13 protein-coding genes and 4 pseudogenes are annotated in these 15050 nt (G+C 38.0%); 11 read left to right on the forward strand and 6 right to left on the reverse strand.

The features are described 5' to 3' along the window. Positions 1-126: 126 nt before the first annotated feature. From ACFILA_RS10025 to ACFILA_RS03320, 3 genes and pseudogenes are all read right to left on the reverse strand, one after another. Positions 127-404 (reverse strand): annotated as a pseudogene (locus ACFILA_RS10025) (DUF1465 domain-containing protein); the annotation flags it as partial. 21 nt (positions 405-425) lie between these two features. Further along, the gene (locus tag ACFILA_RS03315; RefSeq protein ID WP_375630932.1) at positions 426-944 is read right to left on the reverse strand and encodes a DUF1465 family protein; all 519 of its coding nucleotides are present in this window, start codon (positions 942-944) and stop codon (positions 426-428) included. A 179-nt stretch (positions 945-1123) separates the two neighbouring features. Then, complete coding sequence (locus ACFILA_RS03320) at positions 1124-2266, reverse strand: OpgC family protein (protein WP_375660655.1); 1143 nt, start codon at positions 2264-2266, stop codon at positions 1124-1126. A 365-nt stretch (positions 2267-2631) separates the two neighbouring features. Here ACFILA_RS03320 and ACFILA_RS03325 point away from each other — a divergent pair, with 365 nt between their 5' ends. Both ACFILA_RS03325 and ACFILA_RS03330 read left to right on the forward strand, forming a co-directional pair. Then, positions 2632-3294 (forward strand): thiamine phosphate synthase, encoded by a 663-nt coding sequence (locus ACFILA_RS03325; protein ID WP_375660656.1) that lies wholly within the window; start codon positions 2632-2634, stop codon positions 3292-3294. A gap of 311 nt (positions 3295-3605) precedes the next feature. Then, on the forward strand, positions 3606-4370 hold the full coding sequence (locus tag ACFILA_RS03330; RefSeq protein ID WP_375660657.1) for a TIR domain-containing protein: 765 nt from the start codon (positions 3606-3608) through the stop codon (positions 4368-4370). A 275-nt stretch (positions 4371-4645) separates the two neighbouring features. On the opposite strand, the gene ACFILA_RS03335 is transcribed toward ACFILA_RS03330, so the two are convergent. Together ACFILA_RS03335 and ACFILA_RS03340 are read right to left on the reverse strand one after the other, a co-directional pair. Then, complete coding sequence (locus tag ACFILA_RS03335) at positions 4646-4918, reverse strand: type II toxin-antitoxin system RelE/ParE family toxin (RefSeq protein WP_375660658.1); 273 nt, start codon at positions 4916-4918, stop codon at positions 4646-4648. Between the two features lie 13 nt (positions 4919-4931). Further along, positions 4932-5120, reverse strand: coding sequence for an antitoxin (locus ACFILA_RS03340; protein WP_375609414.1), 189 nt, complete (start codon positions 5118-5120; stop codon positions 4932-4934). A gap of 465 nt (positions 5121-5585) precedes the next feature. On the opposite strand from ACFILA_RS03340, the pseudogene ACFILA_RS03345 reads away from it, so the two are divergent. From ACFILA_RS03345 to ACFILA_RS03385, 9 genes and pseudogenes are all read left to right on the forward strand, one after another. Then, positions 5586-5985, forward strand: a pseudogene (locus tag ACFILA_RS03345) (helix-turn-helix domain-containing protein). Positions 5986-6356: 371 nt separating this feature from the next. Further along, positions 6357-6722 carry a helix-turn-helix domain-containing protein gene (locus tag ACFILA_RS03350; protein WP_375660659.1) on the forward strand — a complete coding sequence of 122 codons (366 nt, stop codon included), beginning with the start codon at positions 6357-6359 and terminating at the stop codon, positions 6720-6722. Positions 6723-7086: 364 nt separating this feature from the next. Beyond that, positions 7087-8130 (forward strand): tetratricopeptide repeat protein, encoded by a 1044-nt coding sequence (locus ACFILA_RS03355; protein WP_375660660.1) that lies wholly within the window; start codon positions 7087-7089, stop codon positions 8128-8130. A gap of 607 nt (positions 8131-8737) precedes the next feature. Then, positions 8738-9106: a helix-turn-helix domain-containing protein gene (locus ACFILA_RS03360; protein ID WP_273790479.1), complete on the forward strand. Its 369-nt coding sequence runs from the start codon at positions 8738-8740 to the stop codon at positions 9104-9106. 632 nt (positions 9107-9738) lie between these two features. Then, a complete protein-coding gene (locus tag ACFILA_RS03365; RefSeq protein ID WP_375622589.1) occupies positions 9739-10137 on the forward strand; it encodes a hypothetical protein in 399 nt (132 codons plus the stop codon). 352 nt (positions 10138-10489) lie between these two features. Further along, a pseudogene (locus ACFILA_RS03370) lies at positions 10490-10825 on the forward strand (helix-turn-helix domain-containing protein). Between the two features lie 478 nt (positions 10826-11303). After that, positions 11304-11879, forward strand: coding sequence for an elongation factor P (efp, locus tag ACFILA_RS03375; protein WP_015856958.1), 576 nt, complete (start codon positions 11304-11306; stop codon positions 11877-11879). Between the two features lie 11 nt (positions 11880-11890). After that, entirely contained in the window at positions 11891-12682 is a 792-nt protein-coding gene (locus ACFILA_RS03380; RefSeq protein ID WP_375660661.1) for an inositol monophosphatase family protein, read from the forward strand. A gap of 8 nt (positions 12683-12690) precedes the next feature. Continuing rightward, positions 12691-13305 (forward strand): annotated as a pseudogene (locus ACFILA_RS03385) (inositol monophosphatase family protein); the annotation flags it as partial. A 250-nt stretch (positions 13306-13555) separates the two neighbouring features. Here ACFILA_RS03385 and ACFILA_RS03390 read toward each other — a convergent pair. Beyond that, a complete protein-coding gene (locus tag ACFILA_RS03390) occupies positions 13556-15028 on the reverse strand; it encodes a hypothetical protein (RefSeq protein WP_375660662.1) in 1473 nt (490 codons plus the stop codon). Positions 15029-15050: the final 22 nt, after the last annotated feature.

The following is a 15050-nucleotide window of genomic DNA, read 5'->3' on the forward strand; positions in this document are numbered from 1 at the left end:
TTCTGGCAATTCATGCCAATAAAAGGGAAATTTTCCAATGCTCAGTGTATGAAGTGACACTTTTACAATTTCTTTTTTTATTTGTTCTGATGACATTTCCCCTTCGCACAAAGCAAGAAAATACCACTAAGAACGCCCAAAGGCTGTTTTGAGCAATTCGATTTGTTTTCCCACTAGATTATCATCGTTCAAGATAAAGCCGCCGCCTATTGACCAAAGTGCTTAAACTACAGCAGCATCTCTAAATGAAAAAAATGCACGCTTCTAAACGCAATGAATGAGAAACAAATTGGCGAAAAACTTCTGGCAATTCATGCCAATAAAAGGGAAATTTTCCAATGCTCAGTGTATGAAGTGACACTTTTACAATTTCTTTTTATTTGTTCTGATGACATTTCCCCTTCGCACAAAGCAAGGGAGTACCTCTAAGAACGCCCAAAGGCTGTTTTGAGCAATTCGATTTGTTTTCCCACTGGATTATCATCTTCTAGAGCACAGGAGGCCGCAGTTTCCCACCCAGCACGCATATAGGTTATCCGCGCTTCTAAACGCAATGAATGAGAAACAAATTGGCGAAAAACTTCTGGCAATTCATGCCAATGAGGGGTTTCAAGTTCCAATGTCGGTGTATGAAGTGACACTTTTACAATTTCTTTTTTTATTTGTTCTGATGACATTTCCCCTTCACGCTCTGCGCGAAGAAGAAGGAGTTGAGAAGCAATTTGCATAAGTCGTGTACTTAAATACATAGCCTCTTTTGCATAGATTGCAGAAACCTCTGCCGAAAGAGAGCGTGCTACTAATTTCCCTTCTGAGTCAATATACGCTGCGGTTTTTTCAATCAGCGCCATTGTTTCTTCATAGAGACGATTAAAAGCATTTTCAAAAGCATTATGCTCAATCATGATAATAGGTTCATCATATGGACGTTTATGTACACTCACGCTTTTATACTCCAAGTATCAGCACAAAATTATACCACTCAACGAACAGAGTATTAAAAAGTTTCTTTTGTTGCTGTATAGAACGCTTTTTTTAAAACTGCTACCTCTTTTAATTTTTTTGCGCAACGCACTTTTTATACTAAGGTTAACGTGCCCAACAAACACTATAGGAATGTTTTTTATAAACGGATCATTTTCCTTGAAAATGACCACTGCCAAGATTGCCGTTTTTCACAATAATAAGCGACTCCAAATTGCAAAGCAATACCCGTTATTATTAAGAGGGTATCGGAAAAAAACGTTTCTGTCATCACTGTTTTTATAATTTGTCCAAACATCGCAAAAATGGTTCCCGTTACAAAGACCGGTAAACTATGTTTTCCTAAAATTGCTAAAGGATGTTTCTGAGAGACATAAAACCATTTATTGATGCACGGCAAAGAAAGAATGAGAAAGGCTAATGCAAGAACATGGAGTAAACGTGGCAAGCTTAAAAAGGTTTTATTAAAGTTCAACAATGGGGAAGACCAGCCAAGCCACCCCAAAATGCCCCACCAGTTTAAGCGAACCCATAACAGCGCCAACAAGAGATACGCTGCCGCACAAACAATCCAAAAAAACTGAAAAGCGATTTTTTTTCCTTGTTTAAGCGCTAAAGTACTGGTCAATCCTATGACAAATAAGAATTGCCAAGACAAAGGATTTAAAAACCACTTTCCCTTTAAAGGATAAGAAGGAGGAGCAATTTTATAAAATCCGCAGATAAGATACAGTGTAAAGGAGCCCAAAAGCAGCCATTTTGTCTGCTTACAACTCAAATAAAGGATAAAAGGCGCAAAAAACATCAAAACGATATAAAGAGGAAGAATATTATTATATCCCAATTGATGCCCAAAGCTTAAGGTACTCAAAAATGCGATACCAGGCTCTTTAAAAAAGAGTCCCACATTGTTCATCGATAAAAGTTTTTCTGTTTTCCATAATAAAAAGGCAGCAAAAAAAAGACTTAACGTGACAAAAGTAGTAAAAAGATATGCACCATAGAGCTGCAGAGCTCTGTACCAAAGTTTTCGGATAATAAAAGCAAAGGATTTTTGCTGTAACCGTCCATGAAAGCTTAACCCAAGAGCAATCCCTGAAAGCAAAACAAACACTTCTGCACAATCAGAAAAACCGAAATTTCTATGAGTAAAAGACTCATAGATCGTTCTGGGAATATGGTTGATGAAAATCGTCAATAAGGCTAAAGAACGAAAAACATCAATACGTGTATCACGGCGAAAAGGTTGAGTATTATGCTCAAGAATACCTTGGTATTTCATCAGTGGACTCCCACACGTCACACCCCCCTTGAAGTCCCATAAAAATGGTGCTTACCCTTATTGCCAACAAGCATGAACAGGATGAAATTTTAATTTCTAAGTGTCAAGTTTCATTTTAAGCGTTTATTTTTTAAAAGGCAAAAGTTTTTTAAAGGCAAAAGAACGAAAAGCGTCCATACGTGTATCACAGTAAAAAGGCAACATATTATGCTTAAAAACACTTTCATTTCTCATAAGCAGGCTCCCACACACCCACAAATCCTTTAAACTACGTGAAAATGGTGGTCACTTTTATCACAAATAAGCATAATAGAATGAAACTTTAATTTTTAAGCGTTATTTTTTCTAAGAAACAGGGATTTGACATGACACAACAAAAAAATAAACCAATTGATCCACCTCTTTTCCCTCAGTTGATTTTAACACTTGATGTTCGGCGCAACACCCCACACACATTTTTGCAGCAAATTTTGCAAACAAAGTCTTTTGCATGCGTCATCCTCTATGATTCTGAAAAGTTGAAAGATGATGGCTCTTTTTTACAACAACAAGCGCAAACTTACGCAGAAGATATTCAACATCATGACGCAGCCCTTCTCATCGCTGATGACAGCCGCATTGCTGGACGCATAAAGGCTGATGGATTGCACATAGAAGATGATCTTAACGCTCTTGAAAGCTTCAAAAATCAGCAAAAGGAACAAAAAATCATAGGCTTTGGCAATTTACGCAATCGCCATAGTGCTATGCTTGCAGCGGAAACAGGTGTTGATTACCTGTTCTTTGGAAAACTCGGTGCTGATAAAAAACCCCAAGCGCACCCCCGCAATCTCCAGTTAGCAACATGGTGGGCAGAAATTATGCAAACCCCCGCCATTATCCAAGCAGGAAGCGATTTTTCAACCTTTGATGAAGTCTTAAAGACTGGATGTGAATTCATTGCTGTAGAAGAAGTGATTTTGGGGAACGACAACCCCTTAATACTGCTTAAAACAATGCAAGAAAAATGTGAAAACACCCCCTTGTAATATAGGAGGAGAATTTATAAATAAAGCGTTAACTTTCGTGTTTCTTATATAGAGCACATAACGGCATATACAAATAGGAGAAAAATTCGTTTCGTTCATTCACAATTCAATCAGATCGCTTTATCACGCAGTAAAATTTCCCATCATTTAGTCAAGTTTTCCCACGTTTCAATCAATTGAATAGAAGGTGACCGTCTCTTTTTGTGCATTGTATAAGAAAATGAAATCATAAAGCTATTTAAATTCAAATAGTTATAAAAATAAATCAACATTTTATATTAATAACCAGCGATATTGAAAGAATATAAACAGTGAAATATAGCGGAACCGTCGAAGACCTTAAAGATATAGTTAAAACAGCTGGATATAAAATCATAGAAGTTAAGTTTCTATCACTTAATTCTTCTAGAGGATATCAGATCAAAACCTCCGAAGGAGGCGTTATTAATTGGTATGAAAGTACAGGAACAATCAACGTTCAAGGCAAAGAATCCGCTGTGACAAATCTAGAAAAAGCTTTGGTTAAACACATACAAGAAACATCAACGAATCCTTCTCCAAAGACTGCTTCCAATACCTTAGAATCTTCTCCTAAAAAAATTTTTATCGTTCATGGTCATGACCGTACTGCCCTAAAGCAACTTACATCTATTCTTAATGATTTTAATCTTGAACCATACATTTTACAAAATACTGGCGGGAATGGCTTAACCATCATTGAAGCTTTAGAAAAAGGAATCTGTAGCGATTTCATAAAATTTGGTATTGTGCTGCTTACTCCCGATGATATAGGCTATGCCAAATCTGCCGGAAAAAAAGCAGCACAACCCCGTGCGCGACAAAACGTTATTTTCGAAATGGGCATGTTAATGTCTGCGCTTTCTCGCAAAAATGTCGCTATTCTAAAAAAACAAGACCTTGAACTCCCTTCAGATATTAATGGAATTATATACCTTCCTTTTAAAGAACACGTAAAAGAAACACTTAAAGATCTTTCTCATCGACTATGTGAAGCCGGCTTCAATTTAGATGCAAAGAAATTAGATGAAAAGAAAGTTACTCATGCATTAAATTAAATTTGAATAATGCTTATGTTTATTTTTTAAAGCGCACACCCAAAATCACAAGGCACCTCACCACATTCCACAGACACACATCCTATAGCACAGAGAAACGATCACCCCCCCTTCTTCAAACAGCAAGCGATTGTGCAAATTTTAATGAAGAGACCGCGCGTGAATTCACTACCGTAGAAGAAATCATTTTAGTCTCTTTGATAAACGCGGGGCTGATGTCATAATTTTGGTAATTGTTCCAGAAAGGTTTAAGAGGCAAATAGCCTCTGATTAGATTAAAGAAAAATAGGAAATTCACGTCGGGCATGTACTACAGCTACAATTTCGATTTGATGTGCAGCTACTCGATACAATATAAGGTAATTTGGATGCGCTACAATTTCTCGTAATCCTAATACCTTCTCACTCTGTCTGTATAAATATGGATGTTCAGCCAATGGCAGTACGGATGCTTCCAAAAACCTTTTCATTCGGCGCGCAGCAGATGGATTCTCGCGAGCAATATAGGTAACATCTGACGCAAATCGTCGCGCGCCGAAGACAACCAAACAACCGGAAGCATCACTTTTTCTGTTCAGCTTCAAGCTGACTGATTATAACTTCCATTTCAGCCATAACCTCATCATGCGGAATAGGAGGATATGGATTTGCAAGACTTCTCGCTACCTTATCGCGCAGCCATGCAGTGTAGCTGCTTTCCTGTTCAACGGTTTCGAACTCTGAAATTAGCGGAGAAAGGGTGGTCTTCATAATATATGTCCTTTCTATTCCTGAATATTGAAGATAATTACTCTTGGCTATGTTGTCAATACTAGCGAATTGAAAATGTTTAACTTTTAAGCGTCCAAAGTTCTTTTGATCTTAAAACTTAAGGCTTTTTAACCCTCTCAAAAAACACGGGGGCTGATGTCATGATTTTGACAATCATTCCAGAGAGATTTAAGAAGCGGATAGCCTCTCATAAAAAACAAATTTTGTAAGTAAAAAACTATTTTTATTGTAAATTTCCTGAAATTACTTTATGAATTAAAAGATGTTTTGGTCGCATACGCAACGACCAAAAGGGGCCTTGAAAACCCTAAGTTCTAGCGTAAAGATGAGCCCACTTTGTGGGTATCCCGGAATTCCGGGAGTTTTTGCTATGTCCAGGTGCTTTAAGCACTAAAAGCAAAAAGGCTGACTAGAACTCAGTATTTTCAAGCTCCCGGAATACTCATGCGAGGGCGCTCGCGACCGGCGGGGGCTTTAAAATGCGAACCAAAGATCTTGATAATGATATTTTCATTGGCAAAAAAATTCGTTTGAGACGAAAAATGCTAAAAATGTCTCAAACAACTTTAGGGCACGCTTTAGGCGTAAGCTTCCAACAAATTCAAAAATATGAAAAAGGCTTAAATCGTGTCAGCGCAGGGCGATTAAAGAAAATTTCCGATATCTTGAATGTTCCACTTTCCTTTTTTTATGCCGATATCTTAACAAAACAGCAGTCCCCATACCACCATGATGAAATCGCATCAAGCACAGAGGAATACCTGCTGCTCAAAAGATTTAGAATTCTAACAACAGTAAAAAGAAAGCCTTTTTACAGCTGATCTCTGATGAGAATGCAAGCTAACATAACGCGATAGTGTGTGCTATTCAAAGTCCCCTTTGTGAACACTTTATTGCTTGAATGCAAAACATGCCAACTCCCTGTTTTAAGAAACGACACGTTAAGAGACACTATTTTAATTTTTATTGTAAATTTCCTAAAATTACTTTATGAATTAAAAGATGTTTTGGTCGCATACGCAACGACCAAGAGGGTCTTGAAAGCCCGAAAATCTAAACATGAATTTACCCCACTTTGTGGGTATCCCGGAATTCCGGGAGTTTTTGCTATGTCCAGGTGCTTTAAGCACTAAAAGCAAAAAAAGCTGATTAGATTTCAGTACTTTCAAGCTCCCGGAATACTCATGCGAGGGCGCTCGCAACCGGCGGGGAAAAATGCAATCTCAAAATCTTAATATTGATCTTTTTATTGGCAAAAAAATTCGTTTGAGACGAAAAATGCTAAAAATGTCTCAAACAACTTTAGGACACGCTTTAGGTGTCACTTTCCAACAAATTCAAAAATATGAAAAAGGCTTAAATCGTATCAGCGCAGGGCGTTTAATGGAAATTTCTGATATTTTGAATGTTCCCATTGCCTTTTTTTACGCCGATATCTTAACAAAACAACAGCCCCCATACCACCATGATGAAATCGCATCAAACACAGAGGAATACCTGCTGCTCAAAAGATTTAGAGTTCTAACAACGGTAAAAAAGAAAGCCTTTTTACAGCTGATCTCTGATGAGAATGCAAGCTAACATCACATGAATAGCGTGCGCTATTCATAAGCATTCATACGTATTTTTAAAAACAACCTCCATTGTAAGCATTTTTTCATTTTAGGGGGAGAAGCCATTGATATAATAGAAGATAAGCATCTTTACATACGATAACCCCTCATCATTATTATTTTTAACAGGACTGTTTTATTTTTAACAGAACTGTTTTAAACAGTCTGTCTCTCGTCGACATTTATGCTACTTTTTTAACTTACCCAACCCTACCTTGAACCAAGACGAAAAACTGAGAGATAAAAAGTAATATAGAAATGAGATTCTTATACGGCTTGTAATGATAAAAAAAAAATGTGAAAATTCTGATCGGTAATGAGGAGAAAACACCATGATCAAGAGAAGCGTGAAGCTGCTTATCTTAGGCGTGATTGGGCTTGCAAGTTCTGCTGTAATTTCAGCGGGAAACACTGAAGAAATCTCAAATTCTGAAAGCTCTTTCAATACGATTCAAGAAGCTTCAAACACTCAAGAACCCTTTCAGCCCTTAAAAGCTGGAGACTATGACCAAGCCTATGACTATTACATCCAAGGTTATTATTTAAAAGCTTTTCGTGAAGCACTCCGACGTGCTGAAAAAAATGATCCTTTTGCACAAACTCTTCTTGCCCGAATTTATATGGAAGGATGTGCTGTTCCTATTGACGGTGCGCGTGCTGCTTTATGGTTTGAACGCGCTGCAAAACAGGGGGAACCCCAAGCACAACTACGCTATGGACTTATGTTGTTTGATGGTAACTTTATAAAACAAAATCAAAGACTTGGTGCGCAATTCATTCAAAAAGCTGTCAAAGCAGGCGTCAAGGAAGCCTATTTTTATTATGGACAACTGCTTCTTTATAAAGCCTCACAGGAAAAACAAGCTCTCCCTGGTGTTTCTTCCCAAAGTCGTGAAAATGAAGCAATAGAGCAAGCCTTAAAATGGTACTTAAAAGGTGCTGCTCTTGGCGATGCTGATGCTGCTTTTTCTGCTGCAAAAATTCTTTCCTTAGGCACGTTAAAGCGACCAAAAGATGATCGCAATGCCCGCAAGCTCATGGAGGTAGCGGCTCAAAACAATCACTTAAAAGCTCAACTTCATTTAGCACAATGGCTTGTACAGGGGCGTGGAGGAGAAACAGATTTTCAGCGTGCTTTTCATTTACTTCAAAGAAATGCGATCAACATGGTAGCACCAGCACAGATTTCCCTTGCAAGGCTTTATCGAGATGGCACAGGAACAAAAGGCGATATAATAATGGCAGCGGCATGGTATATGCTCGCAAAGGAGGCAAAAATGCAAGCTCCTGATCTTGAAATAATGCTCCAAGGCATGGATAAGGCACAACTAGAAAAAGCGCACAAAGAAGCAATAAAGCTCCTTCCTGTTTTTTAAAATACTCCTCTCTGCATCAAAAAGATAAAATTTATAGAAATTCCGGGAGATTTTGCTCTGTCCAGGTGCTTTAAGCACTAAAAGCAAAATGCTGATTTGAGGTCAGTGTTTTTAGACTCCCGGAATACCAACGCGAGGGCGCTCGCAACCGGCGGGGGCTTTAAAATGCGAGCCAAAAATCTTGATAACGACATTTTCATTGGTAAAGAAAACGCACTGGTATCATTTGCTTAAGCAAACAATATCCAATAAGCAAAAGAGCTAGGCTATCCCGAAAATTCCGAAAGCTCTATTTTTTCATTCTTTTTTCTTGGACGAAAAACATGCCGACTCTCAGTAAAAAACTATTTTTTATTGTAAATTTACTGAAATTACTTTATGAATTGAAAAGTGTTTTGGTCGCATACGCAACGACCAATAGGGCCTTGAAAACCCTATAATCCGAACGCGAAAATAAACCCGCTTTTTGGGTATCCCGGGATTCCGGGAGTTTTTGCTATGTCCAGGTGCTTTAAGCACTAAAAGCAAAAAGGCTGATTCGGATTCAGTATTTTCAAGCTCCCGGAATACCAACGCGAGGGCGCTCGCACTCGGAGGGGGCTTTAAAATGCGAGCCAAAAATCTTGATAATGACATTTTCATTGGCAAAAAAATTCGTTTGAGACGAAAAATGCTAAAAATGTCTCAAAAAACATTAGGTCAACATTTAGGTGTTACTTTCCAACAAATCCAGAAATATGAAAACGGCTTAAATCGTGTCAGCGCAGGGCGTTTAAAAGAAATTGCCGATATCTTAAATGTTCCACTTGTCTTTTTCTATGCGGACACCTCAGCAAAACAACAGCCCCCATACCCTCATGATGAAATCGCATCAAGTACAGAAGAATACCTGCTGCTCAAAAGATTTAGAGTTCTAACCTCGATAAAACAAAGAGCCATTTTACAATTACTCTCTGATCAAAATGAAAGCTTTTAACATCATGACATAGAGCACTACACTCTCTGTTCTTAACTTGCCTCCCACCCCTCAAAGGACAGAAGCCCCTTCCCTATCCGGTTGGGAAACAATCCGTCTTCTCAGAACAGAACTCTTTTAGCTTCCCATTTTATGTGGTTCATTTCACAAAATTATCCGGACAAGCTCCCCCTCAAATATTCACCACACACTCTCATAAAAACATCACATGTGCAAAGTTTTATGTCTTATAGCACCACACCTCAAACGACAGTATTTTACAGCAAACAGAATAAGCATTCATACGTATTTAAAAAAAGATAGCCCTCAAAAAGCAATGCTTGAAAATTTTTTTGATCAATCTGGAATAACACTTAACACATCATTTTATAATAGAGATGGAGGACATGATCTTAACATGCAAACGCAAAAAATTGCTTTTTTATCATAATCACTAAAAGCAGCAGTTTATTAAAATATACGCCACCAGAAGCACTTCAAGCAACCTTTACAGCTGAAACCATTATTCATTGATTAATTAACTGATTGATTAGATACCGATATGTTGTTAATGTGCTATGCGTAAAGTTGCTCTTATTTCTGGAAGAGGAGCTTCGCAAATAAAGAGCAACAATAAGTAAGGGGAATTAAAGATGTTAAAATATTTATTGCTGTCACCGGTTGTGTTGGTGGCTGGTTGCGCATCTGTAGGCAATTATTCATCAAATTATGTTGATCAAAGTCTTACAAAGCGTCAGGCACAATTAGTCGCTAACAAATTTATTAGCGATATCAAGAGATCTCTACCACCAGCTACAACCACACTTCTTATAAAGAAAAATAATACAGCAGACAGCTTTACTCCTTTATTTATCAATCTGTTGCGACGGAATGGATATAATGTGATCTATACAGATCAACCTCAAAAGCAGCAAAACATGGGTGTGAATTTGAGTTATAGAATACAATTAAATAGTAGCACTATAGTGTCTCTTCTTCAGTATAATGTGAACGGAGAACCACGTGCTCATATAAGTACTCAGCCCAAATGAACCCGCTATTTAATGTAAACATTCTCTATATTTTACACGTAAAGACTTAAAAGCTCTTGCGAAAGGCAAAGAGATTTGCACCTCAATAAAAAACCTCATTTTTAGCCAGAGTGGATAAATTTTATTATAGATTGTGACAATACAAAATAGTGTAAATTATAGCTTTAAGATTTAAGAAAAGAAGAATACTAAAAATAATGAAAATGCCCCACACCCTAGTGAATTGTTACGCGAAGATGTAAATGCAAAACTTGGCTTATCTGTGATTGAAGCAGCTGAAGAGTTTTCTATATCCCGTGTAGCATTTTCTAGGGTCTTGGTAAAATCCTTATAACGACATTTTCAGTGGCAAATTCATTGGCAAAAAATTCGTTTGAGACGAAAAATGCTAAAAATGTCTCAAAAAACATTAGGTTAACATTTAGGTGCCACTTTCCAACAAATCCAGAAATATGAAAACGGATTAAATCGTGTCAGCGCAGGGCGTTTAAAAGAAATGGCCGATATCTTAAATGTTCTACTTTCCTTTTTCTATGCTGATATCTTAACAAAACAACAGCCCCCGTACTCTCATGATGAAATCGCATCAAGTACAGAAAAATACCTGCTTTTAAAAAAATTTAGAGTCCTAATCTCGATAAAACAAAGAGCCATTTTACAATTACTCTCTGATCAAAATGAAAGCTAACATCATACGATAACACACACCACGCTCTATCCCATGAGACACTCATAATAAACTCCGTATTCACATATTCTTAATTAAAAACACCTCATGGTTTTAGGGAACTTATATCATTACCATCAATTATATCATTGCCATCAATGATGATATTTTACGACACAACGGGATAAATTTCCCCAAAAATTCTAAAAAATTTTTGTGCAAATTTTTAAAAAGCTTGCGTCTGAGCGCTTTTTATGGTCTTGCAAAGAACTGAAAAGCAAAAATACATAAAGGTCCTTTTTTACTTAAGCTTTTCTCTTTGCAAAAAGCAGGAGAAAGCCCATAAAGAGCACACAGGACCATGAGAGAGCCGCAAGGTTAATCAAAGGGATTTTAGCCCGAAAATAACAAAAGAGCTTGACTGTTAAAGGCAGCAAAGAAAAGCGCCATAAAGACAACAAGAGAGTTCTTTTTGCAAGAATAGAATTGGATAGAAACGATGAAAATTAATGGCAATGAAATTCGCCCTGGTAATGTGATCGAACATCAAGGAAGTTTATGGGTTGCAGTTAAATGCAACGCTGTAAAACCAGGAAAAGGTGGTGCATTTAACCAAGTTGAAATGAAAAATTTGATTGATGGTACAAAACTTAATGAACGATTTCGCGCTGCTGAGACCGTTGAACGCGTGCGCCTTGAACAAAAGGATTTCACATTTCTTTATCAACAAGGGGATGCTTTGGTCTTTATGGATTCAGAATCTTATGAACAACTTGAACTCCAAAAGGATTTTGTTGGTGAACGTGCTGCGTTTCTCCAAGATGGGATGACTGTCACAGTTGAACTTTATCAAGAAAAGCCTATTGGCATCTCACTTCCTGATCAAGTTGCTGTCACGATTGCGGAAGCCGATCCTGCCATCAAAGGACAAACGGTTACCTCCTCTTATAAACCCGCCATTCTTGAAAACGGGATTCGTATTCTTGTTCCCCCCTTTATGAATGCTGGTGAACGTATCATTGTAGACACCAATGAGTTGATTTATTTGCGTCGTGCAAATGAAAAAGATAAATAAAGGAATAAAAAATGGCCCATTCTGCAGTCATGAATGTCATGGTGCAAGCTGCAATGAAAGCAGGACGCTCGTTGGTACGTGATTACGGTGAAGTGCAAAATTTGCAAGTGTCTTTGAAAGGACCAGCAGATTATGTCAGCCAAGCAGATCGCAAAGCGGAAAAAATTATTTTCAATGAATTAAGCAAAGCGCGCCCCAAATTTGGTTTTCTGATGGAAGAGTCAGAAGAAATCATTGGCGAAGATTCACAACACCGTTTTATTGTTGATCCTTTAGATGGCACCACAAATTTTCTCCATGGCATTCCTTTTTTTGCTGTTTCAATTGCCTTAGAAAGCCAAGGGAAAATCGTTGGTGGTGTCATTTACAATCCCGTGAATGATGAACTCTTCACCGCAGAACGCGGGTGTGGTGCTTTTTTCAATGACCGACGCTGTCGCGTTTCTGCACGGCGCAGACTAGAAGATTGTGTCATTGCCACAGGCATGCCTCATTTTGGTCGCCCAAATCATGGAACCTATCTTATTGAATTACGTAATGTGATGGCAGAGGTTGCCGGACTTCGCCGTTTTGGTGCTGCTGCGCTTGATTTAGCTTATGTTGCTGCTGGAAGAACCGATGGCTTTTGGGAAGATAACCTGCAAATTTGGGATATGGCTGCTGGAATACTGATGGTTCGTGAAGCAGGTGGTTTTGTCACCGATAAAGAAGGCGGTAGCGATATATTCCGCAAAAAAAATATCATTGCCGGCAATGAACACATTCGCCTAAAATTAGAAAAAACCCTCAAAAAAGGCATTTAAACCTCAGAAAAGATCTAGCAGATTACGTCAGCCAAGCAGATCGCAAAGCGGAAAAAATTATTTTCAATGAATTAAGCAAAGCGCGCCTCAAATTTGGTTTTCTGATGGAAGAGTCAGAAGAAATCATTGGCGAAGATTCACAACACCGTTTTATTGTTGACCCTTTGAGATGGCACCACAAATTTTCTCCATGGCATTCCCTTTTTTGCTGTTTCCATTGCCTTAGAAAGCCAAGGAAAAATCGTTGCTGGTGTCATTTACAATCCCGTGAATGATGAACTCTTCACCGCAGAACGCGGGTGTGGTGCTTTTTTCAATGACCGACGCTGTCGCGTTTCTGCACGGCGTAGACTAGAAGATTGTGTCATTGCCACGGGAAATGCCTCATTTTGGTCGTCCAAATCATGGAACCTATCTTATTGAATTACGCAATATAATGATGGAAGTTGCCAAACTTCGCCGTTTTGGTGCTGCTGCTCTCGAATTTAGCTTATGTCGCCGCAGAAAAAACCGATGGTTTTTGGGGAGATAACCTGCACATTTTTGATAAAACTACCAGCATACTGATGCTTCGCAAAACCGGTGGTTTTGTCACTGATAAAGAAGGCGGCAGCGATATATTTCGCAAAAAAAAATATCATCACAACAAAACGCCCCAAGAAGCAACAACGACATCAGAAGCCAACATCCTCCCCTACTTCTCTTAAGAAATCACCGCCTACACAGCAAAAAAGATTGACTATAATTTAAAATATCCCCTCTCTGCTAAGGGCTATCACATATGCCTCTCATAGTTTTCACCTCTACATGACAACAGAAATTTTAGCAAATCCATTGATTTATACAGCCATTCCCCCCCCCTTCATTTAACCATTATCTCAGATAGTCTATGAAATACTCTCGAGATTTATAGTAACAAAAATCTTTGTTTTCCAAAATTGCTTTCTGCATTTCACTTGCAAGCTGCTCTTTATCTTTTTCAATAGCCTCTTTCAGCGCCTTTATCTTCTCATTACCGAAGATAATTTTTAATTTTTCTTTTAATTTTTTTTCCTCAACAAGCTTCTCCCAAAAGATCAATCGGTTATCACATGTCTCATTTGCTGCTTTTATCCATTCTCTGGCTCCTAATTTGTAAACTTTTTCAAATGTTGGATTCCCCTCAGCTATGGAAAGATCTTTTGCTCTATTTGTGTCATTCTCTTTACAAGTATTGATTACATCTCTAACTGTGACAGAATGGCAACCATTATCAAAGGCAACATAGCCTTTTTTCACTGTTTTAATAAGCTTCTTATAGTAAATGAACGTTTCTCTTGCCTCCTTATAATCACTGGAAATATCACACAACAACAACAACACATTCTTTTTACAATATAATAATAAAGTACACTCACCAGACCAAGATTCCGAAAGCTTTAGCATTTTCTCTATCTCTTTGTGTTCTATACTTATAGATATGTTGTCCCACAAAGTATCTGTAAATTTTTTCTTTTCATCCTCCCCTGTAAAGTTTTCCTTTTGGTGCTGTTTGCATTCAGCTGTAATCATATCATCAAGAACATATAACCACCAATGAAGTAATAACATCGTAGGTTGACTCCGTTTTTTTTTCGTAAGAGGATCTACAAACTTTTGCAGAGTTATTCCATTCTTTCTCATTAATCGCACTGCTTTTATAAAAAATTTCCTAAAATACGAGGTATCCAAGAGACTACATATTTTTTTGTAATGTTCATAAGTAAGTTTTTTTCCAAGTGCTTGCTTGTACAATAAACGCACTTCGTGCTCCCCTCGAACACAAATATCCTTTACAAATGGAAGCCGATCTCCACCGACTTTCATATCTTCCCTAGGATTTTTTATCCCCAGTACGTCTCTTTCCCATAGCCTTACTCCCTCATCCCATTGTTTCAACCATTCCTGCGATACTTTTTGAGTTTTTTTAACAAGCCTTTGTTCCCCTTGTGCAATAATATCTTTATGTTCAGCGCACTCTTGCTTTTTTTGCTCAAGTTGGTCAGTCAATTGAAGACACTTCTGTTCCCCTTGTGCAATAATATCTTGATATCCAGCGCACTCTTGCTCTTTTTGCTCAAGTTGTTTAGTTAAATGCTTGTTCTGATAAATTGCCAATGCAAGCATTAAGCTTCCCCCACAACACACTATCATTGCCAAACCGAACAAAAAATCCACTGAGTATCCCAAATACCACGACTTCCCCATCCATATGATGCACAAAATCATAACGCCGAATCTTCCGCTCCCACATTTTTTCCCCCATTTCCAAATGACCTTAATTGTAGCTATTATGAAAGCTATTGCCAATTTTATGTCTTCTTCCATTCTTGCTCTCTTTTATTCCCAC

It is taken from the genome of Bartonella sp. CL71SXKL (assembly GCF_042194935.1).
Classification (GTDB): Bacteria; Pseudomonadota; Alphaproteobacteria; order Rhizobiales; family Rhizobiaceae; genus Bartonella.

What these genes read in the sequence shown, in the direction of transcription:
- ACFILA_RS03355 (WP_375660660.1), top strand. Translation starts at nt 7,087, where the DNA reads ATGATCAAGAGAAGCGTGAAGCTGCTTATCTTAGGCGTGATTGGGCTT.
- ACFILA_RS03340 (WP_375609414.1), bottom strand. Translation starts at nt 5,120, where the DNA reads ATGAAGACCACCCTTTCTCCGCTAATTTCAGAGTTCGAAACCGTTGAA.
- ACFILA_RS03390 (WP_375660662.1), bottom strand. Translation starts at nt 15,028, where the DNA reads ATGGAAGAAGACATAAAATTGGCAATAGCTTTCATAATAGCTACAATT.
- ACFILA_RS03350 (WP_375660659.1), top strand. Translation starts at nt 6,357, where the DNA reads ATGCAATCTCAAAATCTTAATATTGATCTTTTTATTGGCAAAAAAATT.
- ACFILA_RS03320 (WP_375660655.1), bottom strand. Translation starts at nt 2,266, where the DNA reads ATGAAATACCAAGGTATTCTTGAGCATAATACTCAACCTTTTCGCCGT.
- efp (WP_015856958.1), top strand. Translation starts at nt 11,304, where the DNA reads ATGAAAATTAATGGCAATGAAATTCGCCCTGGTAATGTGATCGAACAT.
- ACFILA_RS03365 (WP_375622589.1), top strand. Translation starts at nt 9,739, where the DNA reads ATGTTAAAATATTTATTGCTGTCACCGGTTGTGTTGGTGGCTGGTTGC.
- ACFILA_RS03380 (WP_375660661.1), top strand. Translation starts at nt 11,891, where the DNA reads ATGGCCCATTCTGCAGTCATGAATGTCATGGTGCAAGCTGCAATGAAA.
- ACFILA_RS03360 (WP_273790479.1), top strand. Translation starts at nt 8,738, where the DNA reads ATGCGAGCCAAAAATCTTGATAATGACATTTTCATTGGCAAAAAAATT.
- ACFILA_RS03325 (WP_375660656.1), top strand. Translation starts at nt 2,632, where the DNA reads ATGACACAACAAAAAAATAAACCAATTGATCCACCTCTTTTCCCTCAG.